Origin of the sequence: Mobilicoccus sp. (assembly GCF_032060985.1) — a bacterium.
GTDB lineage: Bacteria > Actinomycetota > Actinomycetes > Actinomycetales > Dermatophilaceae > Mobilicoccus.
This window is the reverse complement of record NZ_DAMBGD010000020.1, coordinates 30844-48379: the sequence shown is the minus strand read 5'-3', so window position 1 is coordinate 48379 and position 17536 is coordinate 30844. Positions and strand designations below refer to the sequence as shown.

At 71.7% G+C, this 17536-nt stretch carries 16 protein-coding genes; 6 read left to right on the top strand and 10 right to left on the bottom strand.

Annotation, left to right across the window (positions count from 1 at the left end; all coding sequences use genetic code 11):
• Positions 1 to 209 precede the first annotated feature (209 nt).
• From RT054_RS14305 to RT054_RS14275, 7 genes are all read right to left on the bottom strand, one after another.
• Positions 210 to 491: a GlsB/YeaQ/YmgE family stress response membrane protein gene (locus tag RT054_RS14305; protein WP_312717498.1), complete on the bottom strand. Its 282-nt coding sequence runs from the start codon at positions 489 to 491 to the stop codon at positions 210 to 212.
• Positions 492 to 616: 125 nt separating this feature from the next.
• Positions 617 to 982: a monovalent cation/H(+) antiporter subunit G gene (locus tag RT054_RS14300; RefSeq protein ID WP_312717496.1), complete on the bottom strand. Its 366-nt coding sequence runs from the start codon at positions 980 to 982 to the stop codon at positions 617 to 619.
• Positions 982 to 1248 carry a monovalent cation/H+ antiporter complex subunit F gene (locus RT054_RS14295; protein WP_312717494.1) on the bottom strand — a complete coding sequence of 89 codons (267 nt, stop codon included), beginning with the start codon at positions 1246 to 1248 and terminating at the stop codon, positions 982 to 984. The genes RT054_RS14300 and RT054_RS14295 overlap by 1 nt, the downstream gene beginning before the upstream one ends.
• On the bottom strand, positions 1245 to 1742 hold the full coding sequence (locus tag RT054_RS14290) for a Na+/H+ antiporter subunit E (protein ID WP_313024827.1): 498 nt from the start codon (positions 1740 to 1742) through the stop codon (positions 1245 to 1247). The genes RT054_RS14295 and RT054_RS14290 overlap by 4 nt, the downstream gene beginning before the upstream one ends.
• Positions 1739 to 3340: a monovalent cation/H+ antiporter subunit D family protein gene (locus RT054_RS14285; protein ID WP_313024824.1), complete on the bottom strand. Its 1602-nt coding sequence runs from the start codon at positions 3338 to 3340 to the stop codon at positions 1739 to 1741. The genes RT054_RS14290 and RT054_RS14285 overlap by 4 nt, the downstream gene beginning before the upstream one ends.
• On the bottom strand, positions 3337 to 3669 hold the full coding sequence (locus tag RT054_RS14280) for a cation:proton antiporter subunit C (protein WP_312717491.1): 333 nt from the start codon (positions 3667 to 3669) through the stop codon (positions 3337 to 3339). The genes RT054_RS14285 and RT054_RS14280 overlap by 4 nt, the downstream gene beginning before the upstream one ends.
• A complete protein-coding gene (locus tag RT054_RS14275; protein WP_312717490.1) occupies positions 3666 to 6926 on the bottom strand; it encodes a DUF4040 family protein in 3261 nt (1086 codons plus the stop codon). The genes RT054_RS14280 and RT054_RS14275 overlap by 4 nt, the downstream gene beginning before the upstream one ends.
• Positions 6927 to 7226: 300 nt before the next feature.
• On the opposite strand from RT054_RS14275, the gene RT054_RS14270 reads away from it, so the two are divergent.
• The 4 genes from RT054_RS14270 to RT054_RS14255 all read left to right on the top strand — a co-directional run bounded on the left by RT054_RS14270 (position 7227) and on the right by RT054_RS14255 (position 12918).
• Positions 7227 to 8261 (top strand): hypothetical protein, encoded by a 1035-nt coding sequence (locus RT054_RS14270; RefSeq protein ID WP_313024818.1) that lies wholly within the window; start codon positions 7227 to 7229, stop codon positions 8259 to 8261.
• Positions 8262 to 8304: 43 nt separating this feature from the next.
• A complete protein-coding gene (locus tag RT054_RS14265; protein WP_313024815.1) occupies positions 8305 to 9558 on the top strand; it encodes an AI-2E family transporter in 1254 nt (417 codons plus the stop codon).
• Positions 9559 to 9709: 151 nt separating this feature from the next.
• Positions 9710 to 10420: a beta-phosphoglucomutase family hydrolase gene (locus tag RT054_RS14260; RefSeq protein ID WP_312717487.1), complete on the top strand. Its 711-nt coding sequence runs from the start codon at positions 9710 to 9712 to the stop codon at positions 10418 to 10420.
• Positions 10417 to 12918: a glycosyl hydrolase family 65 protein gene (locus tag RT054_RS14255; protein ID WP_313024811.1), complete on the top strand. Its 2502-nt coding sequence runs from the start codon at positions 10417 to 10419 to the stop codon at positions 12916 to 12918. The genes RT054_RS14260 and RT054_RS14255 overlap by 4 nt, the downstream gene beginning before the upstream one ends.
• Positions 12919 to 12920: 2 nt before the next feature.
• Here RT054_RS14255 and zupT read toward each other — a convergent pair whose 3' ends face one another.
• Together zupT and RT054_RS14245 are read right to left on the bottom strand one after the other, a co-directional pair.
• Positions 12921 to 13709 carry a zinc transporter ZupT gene (gene zupT, locus RT054_RS14250; RefSeq protein ID WP_312717484.1) on the bottom strand — a complete coding sequence of 263 codons (789 nt, stop codon included), beginning with the start codon at positions 13707 to 13709 and terminating at the stop codon, positions 12921 to 12923.
• Between the two features lie 2 nt (positions 13710 to 13711).
• Positions 13712 to 14272 (bottom strand): NYN domain-containing protein, encoded by a 561-nt coding sequence (locus RT054_RS14245; RefSeq protein WP_313024807.1) that lies wholly within the window; start codon positions 14270 to 14272, stop codon positions 13712 to 13714.
• Positions 14273 to 14428: 156 nt separating this feature from the next.
• Between RT054_RS14245 and RT054_RS14240 the strand changes: the two genes are divergently transcribed.
• Positions 14429 to 15625, top strand: a complete 1197-nt coding sequence (locus RT054_RS14240) for a UDP-N-acetylglucosamine pyrophosphorylase (RefSeq protein ID WP_313024804.1) — start codon at positions 14429 to 14431, stop codon at positions 15623 to 15625.
• A 75-nt stretch (positions 15626 to 15700) separates the two neighbouring features.
• Entirely contained in the window at positions 15701 to 16516 is an 816-nt protein-coding gene (locus tag RT054_RS14235; protein WP_313024800.1) for a DsbA family oxidoreductase, read from the top strand.
• A gap of 108 nt (positions 16517 to 16624) precedes the next feature.
• Here RT054_RS14235 and RT054_RS14230 read toward each other — a convergent pair whose 3' ends face one another.
• Positions 16625 to 17221, bottom strand: coding sequence for a DUF2231 domain-containing protein (locus tag RT054_RS14230; RefSeq protein ID WP_313024796.1), 597 nt, complete (start codon positions 17219 to 17221; stop codon positions 16625 to 16627).
• Positions 17222 to 17536: the final 315 nt, after the last annotated feature.

Here is a 17536-nt window from a genome sequence, read left to right as displayed (position 1 = left end):
CCTATGAGCGGGTGTCCGGTACGCAGAAGTAGCGTTTCCTACCAAGTCCGGGCCCCGACATCGTGGACGTCGACCCCCAGCCGGGCCCCTCATACCCGAGTGCTCGGGTATGAGGGGCCCGTCCGTCGAGACACTCGCGCGGGAACCACGACGCCCCGCCACACCACCGGAGGACCCGGGGCGGACGGGGCGTTGCGGAGCTTCGTCGGTCAGACGGCAGCGCCGCGACGACCGAAGATGAGCTTGAGGATGAAGAGCAGCACACACGCGCCGACGAGGGCGGTGAGGAAGCTCAGGATCATGCCGGCGCCGGCGACACCGGGGGCGAGGAGCTGGAGGAGGAACCCACCGATGAAGGCGCCGACGATGCCGACGATGATGTTGGCGGGCACCCCCATCTGCGCGTCCGTGCCCATCATCTTGCTTGCGATCCAGCCGGCAAGGCCACCGATGATGATCCAGCCGATCCAGCCGAGGCTCGAAAAGTCCATGTGATTCTCCTTCGTCGAACGAGACGGGGAGCCGGGGTGCCCGGCCACAGCCCGCGGTCACAGGGCCCTTTACCCGCACCACGATTGTCTCATGCATCTCACGAGAACGTGGTGCTCACCACAGGTCAACGGGTGTGTCGGGGCTCCTCGGCGAGGTCGTTGGGGCTGGTGGCAGGGTCGATCCGCGCGCCGGAGAGGACCGCCGCCCGTGCGAGCGCGTTGCTCGCGAGCGAGGACACGACGAGCAGCGCGACGAGGGTGATGAACAGGCGCATCAGCCCCCAGAGGGTGGCGCCGTTGTGCGCGCTGGTGCTCACGTACTCGCCGAGGACGATGAGCGGCACGCCGAACGCCGTCACCGGGGAGAGGACGTTGACCCGCATGATCGCGTCCCGCACCCGGATCATCGCGACGGCCGCGAGCAGGACGGAGACCGACCCGACGACGATGAGCGTCCCGGCGACGGCGTCGGCGAGCTGGAGGGGGGTCATCAGCGGCGTCCTCTCGTGATGATGCGGGCCAGGGAGACGGTCGCGAGGACCCCGAGCAGTGAGGCGGTCATGATCGCGTCCTCGACGACGGCGGACCCGAGCAGCACGCCGAAGACGGCGAGGAGCGCGACGACGGAGAAGTAGATGAGGTCGCTGACGACCGCGCGGCTCGCGTCATCACGCGCCCGGAAGACGCCGACGATGCCGACGAGGACGGCGAGCGACAGGATCGCGACACAGACGCCGAGAACGGTCTCGATGATCATCGGTCGTCCTCCGTGCGGGCGTTCGCGTCGTCGTGCGTCCGACGGTCGGGCGTCGTCGCATCGTCCTGCGGGTGACGGGGCTGCGACGCGTGTCGGTGGTGGCCGCGCCGCGCACCGGGGTCGGGAGCGTCGGGCACGTCGCGCGCCGCGCGGGGACCACGGGTCGCGCGCAGCAGCTTGGTCTCCATCTCTCGCAGACCACCCACGACCTCCTCGCGGCTGCCGCCGAAGAGCGTGTGGACGAACAGGGTCGGCGGGGCGTCGGCCGTTCCGGCGGCCGTGCCGACGACGAGGGTGCCGGGGGTGATCGTGATCGAGCTGGCCATCATGGCGATCTCGCCGTCGGTGGCACAGCGCAGCGGGAACTCGACGATGGCGGGGTGAGAGGTGTCCCCGGGTCGGAACGCGGCGACGCACACGTGCCACGTGCCGACCGCGACGGCGTGCAGGACGTAGACGACGTAGGAGACCACGGCGACGAGGTGGCCGATCATCGGAGCACCGCCTGGACGTAGGGGGCGACGTCGGTGAGGGCGACCGCGGCCCGGGCCGTCACCTGGAGGATCGGCTCGGCGAAGAGGAACATCGCGACGGACACCCCGATGAGGGTGACCCCGGGCATCGCGACGGCGGTGCGGATGCTCACGTCACCGACGGGGACGAGGTCGCCGCGGCCGGTCTCGGGGTCCGGTGGCCGGTACCGCTCGAGCGGCCGACCCCAGAAGACGTCGTTCCACAGTCGCTGGAGCGCGAGGAGCGAGATCACCGAGGCGAGGACGATCGCGACGAGGAAGGCCCACGCCGTCCACGGCCGGCTGACGGTCGACGCGGCGGACGAGGCGGCGCCGAGCAGACCCACCTTGCCCCAGAGCCCTGAGGTCGGGGGAAGACCGACGAGGGAGAACAGACCGAGGGCGAACGCGGTGGCCACGAGCGGGTCGCGGCGCGCGAGGCCGTGGAGTCGGTCGAGGCGGCCGGTGCCGTAGGTGTGCTCGATCGCCCCGGCGAGGAGGAGCAGCGCCCCCATCGTGATGATGTGGTGGACCAGGTAGAAGAGCCCGGCCGCGAGCGAGACCGCGGTGAACAGGACGAGTCCGACGAGGATCTGCCCGACGCCGCTCACCATCTGCCAGGCGAGGACGCTGCGCACGTGCGACTCCCCGAAGGTCGCGAACGCGCCGAGGAGGATCGTGAGCACGACGAGGGCGGCGGCGATCGGCAGCCACGGCGCCTCGTGCACGCCGAAGGTCGTGCCGTACACGCGGTAGAGCGCGTACAGGCCGACCTTGGTGTGCAGTGCCGAGAACAGGGCCATGACACCGGCCGAGGTCTCGGGATAGGTCTGCGGCAACCACCCGTGCAGGGGCGCGAGACCGGCCTTCACCGAGAGGGCGAGCAGGACGATCGAGATCGCGAGTCCGGCGCGGGGGTCGGCGGCACCGGACCCGGCGAGCGCCGCGAGGTTCACCGTGCCCACCGTCGCGTACACGAAGCCGACGCCGATGAGCAGGATCGTGCTCGTCACGAGGTTGACCAGCACGAACGTGCGGCCGACACCGAGGCGGCGCCACGAGCCGGCTCCCGCGAGCAGGGCGTAGGAGGGCAGGAGCATGACCTCGACCCACACGAACAGGTTGAAGAGGTCTCCGGTGAGCAGCGCGCCGTTGACGCCCGTGAGGAGGAGCAGCACGAGTGGCGCGAGGAGGCGGCGCCGGTCGACCCCGGTCGCGGTGAGGAAGGCGGCGCACACCGCGGTCGTCGACGAGGTCACGGTGATCATGAGCGCCGAGAGCGAGTCCGACACGATGGGGATGGCGACCCCGGGCACGTAGCCACCGACCTGTTCGGCGACGACGGGGATGCGCGTGTGGACGTCGAGGAGCACGACGCCACCGATCGCGGAGAGCACCGGGACGCCGATCATGACGACCCGGGCCACGACGGGGTGCCGCAGGATGACGAGGAGCCCCGAGGCGATCAGCGGGACGGCGACGAAGAGCGGCAGGAGCGAGGGGCCGGGTTCGAAACCGGCCGAGGGCGTGGGGGCGGCCGTGGGCAGGACCCCGCCGAGGGACGCGAGCATCGGGGTCATCGGTCGTGGTTCTCCCCGGTCGCGGGCATGCGGTGGGTGTCGTCGTTGTGGCCGAGCACGGCGAGCATGAGCATGAACACCGTCACCGCCATCGAGATGACGATCGCGGTGAGCACGAACGCCTGGGGCAGGGGGTCGGCGGCCATCGCCGGATCCACGCGGTCGGTGAGGGGCTCGCCGCGCCAGGCGGTGACGCCGCCGCTGAGGATCATGAGGTTGGCGGCGTGGCTGAGCAGGGTCATGCCGAAGACGGCACGCACCATGCTGCGCGAGAGCAGGAGGTACACCCCTCCGGTGACGAGGACGGCGACGGTCGCGGCGATGATCACGAGGTGCTCCCGGGGTGGGTGGACTCGGGCGGTTCGACCGGCCCGGCGGCCTGGGTCGAGCCGGCGCGGACGGCGGAGGAGCCTCGACCGGCCCGCAGCGGGATCTCCGGGGCGGGTCGGCCGGCGTCGGCGGGGCGGGCGCCGTCGAGGATGAACGTCGTGCCGAACCGGGCCCGGGATTCCCCCTGCGCGGCGGACCGCGGCGTCACACCCTCGCACCCGGCCTCCTCGGCGTGACGGGCACGCTCGGCGGACTCGGACTCGCCGAGGATCTCGCCCTCGGTCATCTCGTCGGCACGTTCGCGGGTGCGCTCCGTGTCGGTGGCCTCGCCGGTGCCGAGGAGGTTGAAGGCCGCCATGACGAGACCGAGGACGGCCATGTAGACGCCGGCGTCGAACACCATCGACGTCGTGAGGTGGAGGCTGCCGACGTAGCCGTGCTGAGGCTGGAGGAAGCTGCCACCGACGAACAGGTCGACGAGGCCGATGCCGACGGCGGTCGCGATGCCGCCGCCGATGAGGAGGAGCGGGAGCTTGGGCGGGCCGATCTGCCGGTCCTGCGAGGTCGACAGGTAGATGAGCCCGACGATCGAGGACCCGACGAGCGCGGCGATGAAGCCACCGCCCGGCGAACCGTGGCCACGCCAGAAGAGGGCGAGGGATGCGACCACGAGGATCGGCACCATGATCCGGAGCATGAGCTGCAGCCCGATCGTGTTGGGCCAGGCCTCGCTGATCGCGCGGTGCGCCGTGGTGCCCTTCTCGCGCAGGTCGAGCTCGGGCAACGGCACGTGGCGGGTGTCGTAGGCGGCAGGGACGTCCTCGGGGGCGCCGATGGCCCGTGAGTCGGCGACGGGGTGGGGGTCCAGGGCCCGGTCGCGGACGGTCGAGAGCACGGCGACGAGCGCGACACCGGTCATCGCGAGGACGGAGAGCTCGCCGAGGGTGTCGAGGGCGCGGAACTCGACGAGGATGACGTTGACGACGTTGTGTCCGCCGCTGATCTCCGTCGTGTGGCCGAGGTAGTACTCCGCGATGTCGGAGCGCCCCCGCCGCCCGGAGAACACCCAGGTCGCGACGCCGGCCGCGAGACCGACGGTGCCGGCGAAGAGGAGCTTGCGCACCCGCGCCGCCACCGAGGTGGTCGTGAAGGTGATCGGCAGCTTCTGCAGGACGAGCATGATGACGACGACCGTGAGGGCCTCGACGAGGAGCTGGGTGAGCGCGACGTCGGGGGCCCCGAGCCGGACCATGAGGACCGTGAGGACGATGCCGACGGCCGACAGTCCGACCACCGCGCCGAGACGCGCCCGCGTGCGGATGACGAGGACGACGCTCGCGGTGATGAGGACGAGCGCGACGACGTCGTAGGTCCGGGTGAGGTTCGGCGTCGCGGGGGGCAACGACGGCAGGAACGGCGCACCGCCGAGGACGACGAGGGCGAACGCGGCGAGGATCGGGGTCAGGTGAAGAGTCGGGTGGTGGCCGGCCACCGTGCCGGACGCGGCGAGCCCGACACGGCGCAGGCCCGCGGTGATCGCGGCGATGACACCGGCCCCGTCCCGCGGGAACAGCGGACGCTCGACGAGCCCCCACAGCCGCTGCCGGACGACGATGACGACGGCACCCAGCGCGAAGATCACGAGCGTCGCGACGAGCGCAGGGGTGAGGCCGTGCCAGAGCGACAGATGCACCTCGTCCGCGGGCGGCACCCCACCCGCCGCGCCCGCGAGGCCGGGGATGGAGGCCTGCATCGCGCGGCTCACCGGGGTGTCGAACACGGAGACGAGGAGACCGAGCGGCACGCCGAGGAGGATCGGTAGCGCGGCGGCGCCGAGGAAGACGACACCGGGACGGTGCACGTGGCACGCCTGGTCGTCGACGTGAGTGGACGCGCGGTCGGGGTGGACGATCTCGCGGGTGCCGTCGACGAAGCCGCCGAAGACGATCTTGACGCAGTAGGCGAAGGTGAGGACGCTCGCCGCCGCGCCCGCGACGAGGGCGGCCCAGCCGGCGACCTCGCCTCCGGGGGCCTCGTGCAGGGCGGTGAGGAGGTTCTCCTTGCTCACGAAGCCGAGCAGTGGCGGGATGCCCGCCATCGACGCGGCGCCGATGAGCGTGACGGTGAAGCTCACCGGCATGAGGCGCCACAGCGAGGGCAGGCGCCGGATGTCGCGGGTGCCGGTCGCGTGGTCGACGACGCCGACCATCATGAACAGTCCCGACTTGAACATCGCGTGGGCGACGACGTGGAGCACGGCCGCGGCGACGGCGACCTTGGTGCCCACCCCGATCGCGGAGACGACGAGACCGAGCTGACTCACCGTCGAGTACGCCATGAGCTTCTTGAGATCGGTCTGCTGGAGGGCGAAGAACGCCCCGAGCGCGGCGGTGAACAGTCCGACGCAGATGAGGAGCGCGTTCCAGATGGGGGTGGCGTGGAACGCGGCCGAGAAGCGCAGGAGCAGGAAGATGCCGGCCTTGACCACGGCCGCGGCGTGCAGGTAGGCGCTCACCGGCGTCGAGGCGGCCATCGCGTCCGGCAACCAGACGTGGAACGGGAACTGGGCCGACTTGGTGAACCCCGCGGTGAGCACGAGGACGGCGACCGCCGCGGTGAAGGCGGGGTCGGTCACCCAGACCGAGTGACCGAGGGCCTCGCTCATCGTGAGCGTGCCGGTGCGTGCGGCGATGAGTCCGACGGCGACGAGCAGGGTGAGCCCGCCGACGAAGGTGAGGAACATCGTGCGCAGCGACGCGAGCTGGCCGCCGCGCCCGGCCTGGCCGACGAGGAGGAACGAGGCGATGCTCGTCACCTCCCAGCAGACGAAGAACCACACGAGGTCGTCGGCGAGGACGAGACCGGTCATCGCGAGCGTGAACATCGCCATGACCGTGTAGAAGCCCGTGTGCCGCAGCGGCCGACCCTCGACGTCCGTGGGGTCGAGGTAGCGGGTGGCGTAGACGAGGACGACGGCGCCGACGAGCAGGGCGATCGCCGTGAACACGATGCCCAGGCCGTCGGCACGCAGCGACACCGAGACGCCGAGGCTGGGTAGCCAGGGCATGGACCAGGTGGGATGTCCGCCCGCCATGACCTCCCGCGCCGCGGGCATGAGCACGACGGCGGCGAGCACGTAGAGCGCGGCCAGGATGAAGCCGGCGTTGCGTCGCAGGATCCGGCACAGCAGCGGGGTGGCGACGACGCCGAGGAGCAGCAGCACCATGGACAGGGGCATCGATGTCGTCGCGGTCATTCACGCACTCCGGGGAGAGGGGGCAGGGGGCGGGCCGTCTCGGCCGCCGGAGGCCACCGAGACCTCGGGAGAACCGCACCCGTGTTGCTTCGCCGACCAGACTTCCCGGCACACCGGAACCCCACGTTATCCGAAAGCATGCCCCGAGCCCCAACGCCCTCGGCGGGATCGGTCTCGTCCCACGTCCGGCGGACCGCTTCGCGGCAGCCTGAGCGCTTTGACCGAATCCGTACGGACTCGAGTCCGCATCGTGACCGCGTCGTCACGGCCGTGACTCGCAACCGATCGAGACTTGACGTCGTGTTCCGATCCCCTCACCGTGCCGTGACATTCGCTCTCGTCGCCGTCGTCCTCGGCCTCCTCGCCGCGTTCGCCGCGGTCGCCGACGGCGGTCATGCCCTCTGGCCCTGGTGGTCCCTCGTCGGGCTCCTCTCCTTCCTCGTGCCACTCGGCTCGTGGAGCGCGCACTCCTCCCGCAGTCGGCTCGTCGCACTCGCGGCCCTCATGTCGTCCTCGGCGGTCCTCGTCGGCGGGATCGCGGCGACCTCGACGGCCGTCCTCCTCGTCCTCGTCCTCACGCTGTTCGCCGTCGCGCCCGCGATGCTGCTCACCCCGCACCTGCGGGGTCACCGCGTCGTCGGTCTCGCGCTGTTCGCCGTCCCGGTGCTCCTCGTGGGTGCGGCGGTCCCGATGCTGGCCGGCTCCGGGCTCGGCCTGGAGGACCTGCTGGCGCTCGTCCCCGTCGGCGTGACGGGCACGGCCGCCGCGGGCGGCGCGGCGAACGTCGCCGAGGTCCTCGGGGCCCTCAGCCCGCTCCTCGGGCCCGCGCTCCTCTTCGGCGGGACGGCGACGCTCGTCGGCTGCGTCGTCGACCTCGCCTCCCGGCTGCGCACGCGGATCTCGGCGCAGACGGCACGAGGCATCGCGTTCGTCGTCGGCGGCCTCACGCTCACTCTCGTCGCGGCCGCCGGTGCCGTCGCCGCCGGCAGCCTCTCGGGCACCGCCTCACGGGTCGGGGAGGTCGGGGTCGTCCTCGTGCTCGCCGGCGTCGCCGCCCTCGCCCACGGTCTCCGGGAACTGGCACGGACGCAGGAACTCTCGGGCGCCGGCGGTATCCTCACCGTGCTCGCCGTCCTCGCGGTTCTCGGCGGTGCGCTGCTCGCCCCTGCCGATGCGTGGATCACCGCCGCCTCCCTGGCCGCGTTGCTCTCGCTCGCCGGGGTGCTCGGCGCCGTCACCGGGCTGTGCGGAGCAGCGGCGCTCGTGCGTCTCCCTCGCCGCGAGCGGAACCCCTCACGCGTCGTCGGTCTGCGGGCTCGGATCGCCCAGCCCTGACGTCGGTCGGCACGCGTCCCGAGAACCCGGAGGTCACGCCCCCATGAGCGTTCCCCGCCCTCCCCGACAACGTCCCACCTCATCGTGGGTCGACCCCCAGCACCTGCCCTACCCGCTCGTCGTCGCGGGGGCGTGGTCCGGTCGGCTCGTGCTCATCGCCGTCGCGGCGGCCCTGCTCGTCTACGCCCTCGGCAAGGTGAGCTTCATCGTCATCCCCCTCGCGGTGGCGACGCTGCTCGCTGTGCTGCTGCACCCCCTCCACCGGTTCCTGCAGCGGCGCGCGCGCGTCCCCGCCGGCCTCTCCGCCGGACTGTCGCTCATCCTCCTCATCGTGCTCGTCACGGGATCGGTGAGCCTCGCCGGCACGCAGATCGCGACCGGCGCGGCCGACATGCGCGACAGCGTCTCGCAGGGCATCGACAGCCTGCTCGCCTGGCTCTCCGACGGGCCGCTGCAGCTCACCACGACACAGCTGGAGAACTACGTCGACCAGGCCCGTGACGCCCTCCAGAACAACTCCTCGGCGCTCACCTCCGGCGCGCTCGCGGCGAGTTCGTCGGCCGTCGACTTCTTCGCCGGGATGCTCATCGCCCTGTTCGCGACGTTCTTCTTCCTCTACCAGGGCGAGAAGATCTACCGCTTCGTCCTCTCCCTGCTGCCCAAGGCCGCACAGGGCCCCACCTACCAGGGGCTGCGTCGCGGCTGGATGAGCCTCGGCGCCTACGCCCGCACCCAGGTCATCGTCGCGGCCGTCGACGCGCTCGGCATCGCGCTCGGTGCGCTCCTGCTCGGGCTCCCGTTCGTCGTCCCGCTGTTCCTGCTCGTGTTCATCGCCTCGTTCGTGCCCGTCGTCGGCGCGATCGTGTCGGGCATCGTCGCCGTGCTCATCGCGTTCGTCGTCAAGGGCCCGATGATCGCGCTCGCCATGCTCGGCATCGTGCTGCTCGTCCAGCAGCTCGAGTCGCACGTCCTCCAACCGTTCCTCATGGGCAAGGCGGTCGCGCTGCACCCGCTCGCCGTCATCCTCGCCGTCGCGGTCGGTTCGTTCCTGCTCGGCATCGTGGGCGCCCTGTTCGCCGTGCCGGTGCTCGCGGTCGTCAACTCGACGATGCGGTACCTCACCGGCGACGACCCCTTCCCCCAACTCGGTGACGGACCCATGCCCGGGGCCGACCCCCAGCCCGTCGAGAACGACCTCCCCACCGCGGCGGACTCCGAGACGAGCCCCCGGACGACCTCCGAGACGAAGGACGCACAGACCGGCGGGTCCCACTCCGTCGACCGCGACCGACGATGACGGTGTGAGAGTGCCCCGATCGGGCACCGCGCCCCCACGCCCCGCGCGGCAGCGCGTCACGAGGATCGCCCACCCCACCGGTGGGCGATCCTCGTCTCCGGCGGGCGGAGCGGGGGTTCGGCCCACGCGCTCCGCCCCCTAGCATGGGCGGGTGGACTGGACCCAGTACGACGCAGCGCTCTTCGACCTCGACGGTGTCCTCACGCCCACCGCCACCGTGCACATGGCGGCGTGGGAGGAGATGTTCACCGCGTTCCTCGCGACCCGGGGGGCGGCCGCCTACACCTCCCAGGACTACTTCGACCACGTCGACGGCAAGCCCCGCTACGACGGCGTGCGCGACCTCCTCGCCTCACGCGGACTCACCCTCCCCGAGGGCACACCGGAGGACCCGAGCGACGCCGACACCGTCTGCGGACTCGGCAACCGCAAGAACGACGCCTTCAACGCCGTCCTCGACCGTGACGGCGTGGAGCCCTACCCGGGGTCGCTCGCGCTGATCGAGGCACTCGCCGAGCGCGGCGTGCGCATGGCGGTCGTGTCCTCCAGCAAGAACGCCCCCGCGGTCCTCGCCGCGGCGGGCATCGACCGGTTCTTCCCCGTCGTCGTCGACGGCCGGGTCGCCACGCAGGAGGGCCTGCCCGGCAAGCCCGCCCCCGACACCTTCCTCGCCGCCGCCGAGCGTGTCGGTGCCTCCCGTGAACGCGCCGTCGTCCTCGAGGACGCGACCTCCGGCGTCGCCGCGGGCCGGGCCGGGGACTTCGGCCTCGTCGTCGGCGTCGACCGCGGCGCCGGGGTCGACGCCCTCACCGCGGCGGGTGCCGACGTCGTCGTCGGGGACCTGCAGGACCTCCTCCCGTGAAGACGACCTACGGCGGCGTCGATCCCCTCGACCGCAACCGTTTCCCCATCGACCCCTGGCGTCTCGTCGAGCGCTTCCCCAAGACCTCCGACCTCGGGACGACCGAGACCCTCTTCGCCGTCGGCAACGGCTACCTCGGGATGCGTTCCAACCCGCCCGAGGGCCGCGAGGCCCACACCCACGGCACGTACGTCAACGGGTTCCACGAGACGTGGCCCATCCACCACGCGGAGCAGGCGTACGGGTTCGCCACCACAGGCCAGACGATCGTCAACGTCCCCGACAGCAAGGTGATGAAGCTCTACGTCGACGACGAGCCGCTGCTGCTCGCGATCGACGACCTCGAGGAGTACGAACGCTCCCTCGACTTCCGTGAGGGCGTCCTCCGCCGCGACGTGATCTGGCGCACCCCCGCGGGCAAGCGCGTCCGCGTGCAGACCTCCCGGATGGTCTCGTTCACCCAGCGCCACCTCGCGGTCTTCACGATCAACGTGACGATGCTCGACGGCGACGCGCCCGTCGTCATCTCCAGCCAGATCCTCAACCGACAGGACGGCTTCGACGAGTACAACTCCCCGGGCGAGGCGATGGGGGAGGGCTTCGACCCGCGGCGCACGATGACGTTCACCGACCGCGTCCTCGACCCCCAGGGGCACTGGAACTCCGAGCGACGCATGATCCTCGGGTACCGGTGCGCGTCCTCCGGGATGACCCTCGCCGTCGGCGCCGACCACGCGATCTTCACCGACAACGACTACGAGACGTTGATCGACACCCAGCCCGACCTGGGCAAGAAGGTGTTCCGCATCGACGCCAAGCAGGGCAAGCCGATCTTCATCACCAAGGCCGTCGCCTACCACACCTCCCGCGGGGTGGCCGTCCGCGAACTCTTCGACCGGGTGCGGCGCACGCTCGACCGCGTCCGCCAGGACGGTGTGCAGCACTACCACGAGGAGCAGGCGCGCTGGCTCGCCGAGTACTGGGATCGGTGCGACGTCGAGATCGAGGGACACGGCGACATACAGCAGGCGGTGCGCTGGAACCTCTTCCAGCTGGCCCAGGCCACCGCGCGCACCGACCAGCTCGGCGTGCCCGCCAAGGGCGTCACCGGCGCCGGCTACGAGGGCCACTACTTCTGGGACTCCGAGGTCTACATCGTCCCGTTCCTCGCCTACACCTCGCCGGTCACGGCCCGCAACGTGCTGCGCTTCCGCGTCAATCTTCTCGAGGCCGCCCGGGAGCGCGCCCGCGTCCTCGCCCAGAAGGGCGCCCTGTTCCCCTGGCGCACGATCAACGGCGAGGAGGCCTCGGCCTACTACGCGGCGGGCACCGCGCAGTACCACATCGACGCCGACGTGGCCTTCGCCGTCGCCAAGTACGTCGACGCCACCGGTGACGAGCCCTTCCTCGCCCGCGACGGCGTCGAGATCCTCGTCGAGACCGCCCGCCTGTGGGCCGACCTCGGGTTCTGGCACGTCAACGGTCGCGAGAAGTTCAACATCCACGGCGTCACCGGCCCCGACGAGTACACGACCGTCGTCAACAACAACCTCTTCACCAACGTCATGGCCCGGTTCAACCTCGAACGGGCGGCCTCGGTGGTGCGGGGGTTCGCCGAGAGCGACCCCGAGACCTATGCGCGCCTGCGCTCGCGACTGCATCTCGAGGAGGGGGAGGTCGAGGAGTGGGAGCGGTGCGCCGCGGGCATGGCCATCCCGTTCGACACCGAGCTCGGCATCCACCCCCAGGACGAGCACTTCCTCGAGCGCGAGATGTGGGACCTCGAGAACACCCCGCCCGAGAACTTCCCCCTCCTGCTGCACTACCACCCGCTCGTCATCTACCGGTTCCAGGTGCTCAAACAGGCCGACGTCGTGCTCGCGCTGTTCCTCCAGGGCGACCGCTTCACCGCGGAGGAGAAACTCGCGAACTTCGAGTACTACGACCCGATCACCACCGGGGACTCCTCGCTGTCGGCGGTCGTCCAGTCGATCATCGCCGCCGAGGTCGGGCACAAGCAGGCGGCGCTCAAGTACTTCCGCGAGGGCCTGTACGTCGACCTCGCCGACCTGCACGGCAACACCCGTGACGGCATCCACATCGCCTCGGCCGGCGGGGTGTGGAACGCCCTCGTCGACGGTTTCGCGGGCATGCGCGACTTCGGCGGTCGGCTCACCTTCGACCCCCGCCTGCCCGACAGCTGGCCACAGCTGCGGTTCCGGCTCACCGTGCGCGGCACCCACCTGCGGGTCACGGTGCAACAGGAATCGATCACCTTCGAGGTGCTCGACGGGCCGGAACGCGAACTCGAGGTCCGCGGCACCCCCCACGTCGCGCGCCCCGGGGAGCCTCTCGTCGTCCCGCTCGACGGGCAGGGCCCGCGACTCACCTACGGGCTCTCCCAGCGCCGGCCACCCGAGCTCCGCCGCGGCCTGGGCACGGTGCCCGACATCTCCGGGCTGGGGTTGTCGAGCGTGCCCGGGGTGCAGGAGGACTGACCTCACAACAGCGCGAGGGACCCCGCCATCACGCCCATGCCGCCGATGAGGCTGTAGACCGTCGCGTGGTGGTGACCGAAGTCGTGCGCGGCGGGGAGGAGTTCGTCGAGGGAGACGAACACCATGATCCCCGCGACCGCGGCGAACGCGAGCGCCATCGTGACGGGCCCGAGGAACGCGCTGAGCACGAGCAGACCCACGAGGGCGCCCACGGGTTCGGCGAGTCCGGCGAGGACGGAGTACCGGAAGCCCGTCCACGCCGAACGCGTCGCGTAGGCCACCGGCACGGCGACGGCGATGCCCTCGGGCACGTTGTGGACCGCGACGGCAACGACGACGGGCACCGCGATCTCCGGCGCCTGCGTCGCGGCGAGGAACACGGCGAAGCCCTCGGGGAAGTTGTGCAGGGCGATCGCGCCGGCGGTGAGCATCCCGGTCCGCATCATCCGGGCGCGGACCCGTTCGCCGCGCTCGTCGTCCTCCCCGTGCTCATGGGGATTGATGGAGGCGGGCACGAGCCGGTCGATGACCGCGATGAGGGCGATGCCCCCGAAGAAGCCCGCCATCGTCAGCCACGGGGCCGCTCCCCCGACCTCCTCGGTGAGGGTGTCCTGCGCGATCCCGAGGAGCTCGACGAACGACACGTAGATCATCACGCCCGCCGAGAACCCGAGGGCCGATGCGAGGAACATCGGCGACGGGCGGCGTCGGACGAACACGACCGCCCCGCCGATGGCCGTGGCGAGACCGGCGACGAGCGAGAGCGCGAGCGCGGTGGGGATCCCCTCCATGCTCACAGGAACTCGAGCGGGTCGAACTCCTCGATGGGGATGATCCGGATACGGGGGAGGCGGGTGTCGAAGGCCTCGACGTCGTACTCGAGGTCGAAGAACTCCAGGCCGCGGTCGACGAGTTCGCGGTAGCCGGAGCTGCGGAACTCCTGGAAGGCGATGACGCCGGTGCGGCGGCCGTCGCACAGCTCGGCGAGGTCGGGGAGGAAGTCGCCGTCGTGGCTCGCGAGCATGACGTCGGCGGGACGGTCCTTGAGGGCCTGCAGGGTGCGGGAGATCGCGATGTCGACGATCTTCTCGTCGGGTCGGCCGGTGAGGGGGACGGGACGGAACCCGATGCTCATGAGGGCCTGGACGAACGACATCGGCAGGTCGTGCCGGGCGGCGAGGAAGAACAGTCCCTTGACCGGCTGGTCCCATTCCGCCCGCGCGAACGACAGGACGCGCTCCCACCGAGGGCGCTCCTCGGGGCGGGGGCGGCGCTCGAGGATGCCGACCCCGAGGGTGGCGTCGAGGTTCTCCCCGTCGATGAGGAGATAGGTGGTGCGGTCCTCGTCACTCATGTGTCCCCTTCCGTGGCGCCGCCGCGGCACCTCGGCCAGGGTAGGACAGCGGGGCCGCCGTGGTGCGGGCGCACGTCGCCGGACCGGTCGGCGAGGCCCGCCGGGTCGTGCGCGGCGCCGCGGATGCGCGACGATGACGGTGACGAAAGGGAGGCCATGACGCTCACACCCCGCGGCCTGGACAAGGTCGAGACGCTCGTGGAGAAGGGCGTCGACGTCCCCAACCCGTGGACGGTGACCATCGACGACGACGTCCCCCTGGACCGCATCAGCGGTGACGGGGTGACGATCCACCCCGGGTGCCGGATCCGCGGCGCGCGCACCGTGATCTCGGCGGGGGTCGAACTCGGCCGGGAGGGTCCGGTGACGATCGAGGACTGCCGCCTCGGCGAGGGCGTCGCCCTCAAGGGCGGGTATGCGAGCAAGGCCGTGTTCCTCGACGGCGCGAACCTCGGTCTCGGCCACCACGTGCGCGAGGGGTGTCTGCTCGAGGAGCAGTCGGGCGGCGCCCACACCGTCGGCCTCAAGCAGACGATCCTCTTCCCCTTCGTGACGATCGGGAGCCTCGTCAACTTCTGCGACGCGTTCATGGCGGGGGGCACGAGTCGCTCCCACCACAGCGAGATCGGCTCGTCCTACATCCATTTCAACTTCACCCCCACCGGTGACAAGACGACCCCGTCGATGTTCGGCGACGTGCCCCGCGGCGTGACGTTGCGGGAGAAGCCGGTCTTCCTCGGCGGTCAGGGCGGGTCGGTCGGCCCCGTCCAGGTCGGCTACGGCAGCGTCGTCGGCGCCGGGTCCGTGCTGCGCGGTGACGTGCCCGAGGAGGGACACCTCGTCCTCGACGGCGCCCCGCGCCCCCTGCGCCGCCCCTACCAGGGCGAGAGCTACCGCTCCCTCGTCCCGATGGTCCGCAAGAACCTCCACTACCTGGCCCAGCTCGACGCCCTCGAGGCGTGGTACCGCCACGCCCGGCGCCCGTTCTTCGAGGCGCAGGAGTTCGGCCCGTTCATGCTCGAGGGCGCCGTCGCGATGATCGCCTCGGCGCGGGGTGAGCGCGGCGGCCGGCTCCTCAAACTCGCCGCCAAGCTGCCCTCGACCGAGGAGACCCCCGCCGCCCTCGCCGCCGTGATGAGTGACCTCGTCGGGGCCTTCGGCGCCGAGGCGCCGGCGCCGGATCCGGCGCTGTCGCAGGTCTTCTCCGACGCCGCGTCCACGGGGACCCGGTACCTCGACGCCATTGGCGGCCTCGAGGACGACGCCGTCGCCGCCGTGCAGAGCTGGCTCTCCGATCTCGTCGAGGCGCGCATGGTCGCCGCCTACGACCTCGCCCCCGCGCTGCGCCCCTGACCGGCACGCCCGCGGACCCCACCGGGGGTGCAGGACGGCCGGAACACCGGTGACGGCCCTTCGGTTGACCCCCACATGAAGATCGACATCTGGTCCGACATCGTCTGCCCGTTCTGCTACATCGGTCGCACGCACCTCGAGAAGGCGATCGAGGCGTTCGAGCACGGGGAGGACCTGCGACGCGACCTGCAGATCGTGTGGCACTCCTTCGAACTCGACCCGACCTACGCCAAGGGCAACGCGACGCCCCTCGTCGAGCTCGTCGCGAAGAAGTACGGGGTGACGCCGGAGCAGGCCGCACGCCAGCACGAGGCGATGCACGCCCAGGCGGCCGCGGTGGGCCTCGACTTCCGTTGGGAGCAGGCGCGCTACGGCAACACCTTCGACGCCCACCGTGTCGGCCACCTCGCCGCCCGGGCCGGTCGGGACATCGCCGACGCCTACGAGCTCCGGCTCATGAAGGCCTACTTCACCGACGGCCTCCTCGTCGAGGACCCCGCCGTCATCCGTGAGCTCGCCGTCGAGGTCGGCCTCGCGGAGGCCGACGTCCGGCGGGTGCTGGAGTCCGACGAGTTCGCCGCGGAGGTCCGCGCCGACGAAGAGGCCGCCCGGCGCCTCGGCATCACCGGCGTGCCCTTCTTCGTGTTTGACGAGAAGTACGCCGTCTCCGGTGCCCAGCCGGTCGAGGTGTTCGTGCGCGCGCTGAGCACCGCGTGGGAGGAGTCGCGCCCCGCGCCGTTCCGCATGGTCACCGGCGACGAGACGTCGACCGACACCGCGCCACACGACGAGCCTCACGAGGGTGCCGTGCCGGAGGGCGCCGTCTGCGGGCCCGACGGGTGCGAGATCCCCTCCGCCTCCCCGGACGGGACGGCTGCAGGCGCTCGGTGACGTCAGGCGCCGAATGAGGCGAGGCGCGCGAGGCGCGCAGCCCTACAGCCACCGACGGGCACGACCCCCGGGGACCGCCGTCGAGCGGCCCCCGGGGGTCGTGCCGTCTCAGGCCGGGGTGTCGGTGAACGCGGCGTCGCGGCTGCCGACCTTGCGGGCGACGGTGAGGTGCCCGCCGAGGAACCCGCCGGCGCCGACGAGGGCGACTCCGCCGAGGCCGAGGACACGCCCGAGACCGTCCCGCCCGGCCCGGCGGGCCAGCCAGGAGGCGATCTGGAACACGACGGCGCCTCCGTTCGCCGCGGCGTGGACGACGCCGACGCGCTTGTCGCGCGGCGGGAGGTCCGCGTACTCGGCCCACCCGCTGAGCGCGGAGGGGACGGCCGTGACCACGCCGAGACCGGTGAGGAGCCGGGCCGCGTCGCGGGAGTCGTCGCCGGCGAGGACGTCGAGGGCGACCGCGCTCATCCACGAGCCCATCGGCAGGTCGACGACGAGGGGGTGCAGCGCGTGGCCGAGCCACCGTCCGGTGAGCAGGCCCGTGACCCCGTCGTTCGCGGTGATCGTGCCGGAGATCCCGTCACCGAGACGGGTCGCGGCGTCGAGGGCCGTGGCGTCCTCGAGCGCGAGGACCGCGGGCGTGAGCGGGCTCTCGGGTGCCGTCCACTGGCGGGGCAGGGAGGTGGGGGTGGGCCGATCGGTCATCGTCTCGCCTTCCGCATCGGTGGGTGCCGTGCTCGCCACCCTTCCATCGACGACCGCCGCACGCACCCGGAGGAGCGCACCGCCACCACCGTCCAGCGCGGGAACGGCCGTCCCTGGACCCCGCGATGACGTCATCCGCCGTCGGCATCCGCCCTCGGCATCCGCCGTCGGTCGGCGATGGCTGGGCGAAAAGCGGTGGAGGCCGCGGCGCGAGAGACGGCCCGGCCCGCCCGGCCGAGCCCCATGGACGGGACGACGGTTCAGGACGCCTGTCCCGTTCGGGTCCCGCGGGGGCCTCGCTGCGCGAGAATGCGA

Coding starts and splice junctions, on each gene's coding strand:
- RT054_RS14265 (WP_313024815.1), top strand. CDS start 8,305: ATGAGCGTTCCCCGCCCTCCCCGACAACGTCCCACCTCATCGTGGGTC.
- RT054_RS14285 (WP_313024824.1), bottom strand. CDS start 3,340: ATGACCCCGATGCTCGCGTCCCTCGGCGGGGTCCTGCCCACGGCCGCC.
- RT054_RS14235 (WP_313024800.1), top strand. CDS start 15,701: ATGAAGATCGACATCTGGTCCGACATCGTCTGCCCGTTCTGCTACATC.
- zupT (WP_312717484.1), bottom strand. CDS start 13,709: ATGGAGGGGATCCCCACCGCGCTCGCGCTCTCGCTCGTCGCCGGTCTC.
- RT054_RS14290 (WP_313024827.1), bottom strand. CDS start 1,742: ATGATCGGCCACCTCGTCGCCGTGGTCTCCTACGTCGTCTACGTCCTG.
- RT054_RS14305 (WP_312717498.1), bottom strand. CDS start 491: ATGGACTTTTCGAGCCTCGGCTGGATCGGCTGGATCATCATCGGTGGC.
- RT054_RS14295 (WP_312717494.1), bottom strand. CDS start 1,248: ATGATCATCGAGACCGTTCTCGGCGTCTGTGTCGCGATCCTGTCGCTC.
- RT054_RS14230 (WP_313024796.1), bottom strand. CDS start 17,221: ATGACCGATCGGCCCACCCCCACCTCCCTGCCCCGCCAGTGGACGGCA.
- RT054_RS14300 (WP_312717496.1), bottom strand. CDS start 982: ATGACCCCCCTCCAGCTCGCCGACGCCGTCGCCGGGACGCTCATCGTC.
- RT054_RS14240 (WP_313024804.1), top strand. CDS start 14,429: ATGACGCTCACACCCCGCGGCCTGGACAAGGTCGAGACGCTCGTGGAG.
- RT054_RS14245 (WP_313024807.1), bottom strand. CDS start 14,272: ATGAGTGACGAGGACCGCACCACCTATCTCCTCATCGACGGGGAGAAC.
- RT054_RS14275 (WP_312717490.1), bottom strand. CDS start 6,926: ATGACCGCGACGACATCGATGCCCCTGTCCATGGTGCTGCTGCTCCTC.